At 46.1% G+C, this 1,635-nt stretch carries 1 protein-coding gene; it reads right to left on the reverse strand.

The genetic code is table 11. The annotated features are described in order from the left end of the window. Nucleotides 1-61: 61 nt before the first annotated feature. A complete protein-coding gene (gene dnaB, locus AC805_RS16365; protein ID WP_009627294.1) occupies nucleotides 62-1,444 on the reverse strand; it encodes a replicative DNA helicase in 1,383 nt (460 codons plus the stop codon). Nucleotides 1,445-1,635 lie beyond the last annotated feature (191 nt).

Consider the following 1,635-nt stretch of genomic DNA (forward strand, 5'->3'; position numbering starts at 1 on the left):
CGCTACAGGTTTTTGGGTTTTAATTATGCCCAGCTACTTAACTAAAAATTTTAATTAATTTCTAATTACGGCTGGAAGCCATATTTTCAAACTTGGTCAGGCGGGGTTCAAATAGTAGTTTGACCGTGCCAACGGGACCATTACGGTGTTTGGCGATGATAATTTCGGCGACTCCGCGATCAGGAGTTTCGGGGTTGTAATACTCATCACGATAGAGATTAATCACTAAGTCGGCATCCTGCTCGATCGAACCCGATTCTCTCAGATCTGATAGCATTGGACGCTTGTTAGTTCTAGCTTCTACCCCGCGACTTAACTGGGATAGAGCAATCACAGGTACATTTAATTCACGGGCTAAAGCTTTGAGCGATCGCGTAATGCGGGAGATCTCTTGGACGCGATTGTCGGAACCCGAACCTTCCATTAATTGCAAATAATCAATTAAAATCAGCCCAAGTACACCTCCTTTTTCTGATTGTAAACGGCGAGCCTTAGAGCGTAATTCCGTAATCGGCGGATTAGGCGTATCATCGATAAAGATGGGCAGTTCAGAAAGTCCACTGATCGCCATCGCAACAGTGCCCCATTCATTTTCGCTAATCTGTCCCGTACGCAGACGATTGCTATCAATGCCCATGTCACTGGAACGCACCTTAGACTGACTGGCTAGTAAGCGATAAACTAACTGCTCCTTAGACATTTCCAAACTAAAGATCGCCACGGGCAATCTATGGATTTCTGCCATTTTGCGAGCTACTTCTAGCCCAAAGGCAGTTTTACCCATTGAAGGACGACCAGCCAAGATAATCAAGTCTGATCGCTGCAAGCCATTCGTCATGGCATCAAAATCATAAAATCCTGTAATTAAACCCGTCGCCGTGGAATTACCCGTACCAAGGGAGTTGAACCGATTTTCGAGTTCGTAAAAGGTCTTAGTGAGAATATCGGCGGCGGGGGTAAGCCCCTGCTGAGCGCGAGATTGGGTCACCGCAAAAATCTTTTGTTCGGATTGATCGAGGAGTTGCGGCAGTTCGATTTCATTGCTGTAACTAATCTCAACTACGCCTCTGGCGGCTTCAGCCAGTTTACGACGGGCATATTTATCAGCTACGAGTTGAGCATAAAAGTCGATATTGACGGCGCTGACGGTGCGATCGCAAAGCTGGGCAATTTTAGTTTGACCGCCGATTTTTTCGAGCATATCGCGATCGCTGAGCCATGTGGTCAGACTCATCATGTCCGTCGGATTGGACTGATTATTTAGCATCAAGCAAGCTCGAAAGATTTCCTGATGTGCTGCAACATAGAACATTTCGGGACGAAGAGTATCGAGCACCCGTGACACTGCCTCTGGATCGATCAAGATCCCGCCTAAGACGGCCTCCTCAGCCTCAATATTTTGTGGAGGTAAGCGATCGCTGATAGATTCAAAGTCTTTGCTCATATAACTTGCTGGCTGGATTTAAATGTCTGGGAAAGTATTCGGAAATGGGGAAGCGAGTTACAAGGGCATAGGTAATTCTACGTTTTAATTGCAAAATTATAGCTATCGCCCAGTGTATCAGGACATAAAACCGAAAAGAGAGAGGCGGGGCAAAGCCCCGCCTCTCTCTTTTCGGTTTTAATGTTATAGCT

This window comes from Pseudanabaena sp. 'Roaring Creek' (assembly GCF_001402795.1).
Taxonomy (GTDB): Bacteria; Cyanobacteriota; Cyanobacteriia; order Pseudanabaenales; family Pseudanabaenaceae; genus Pseudanabaena.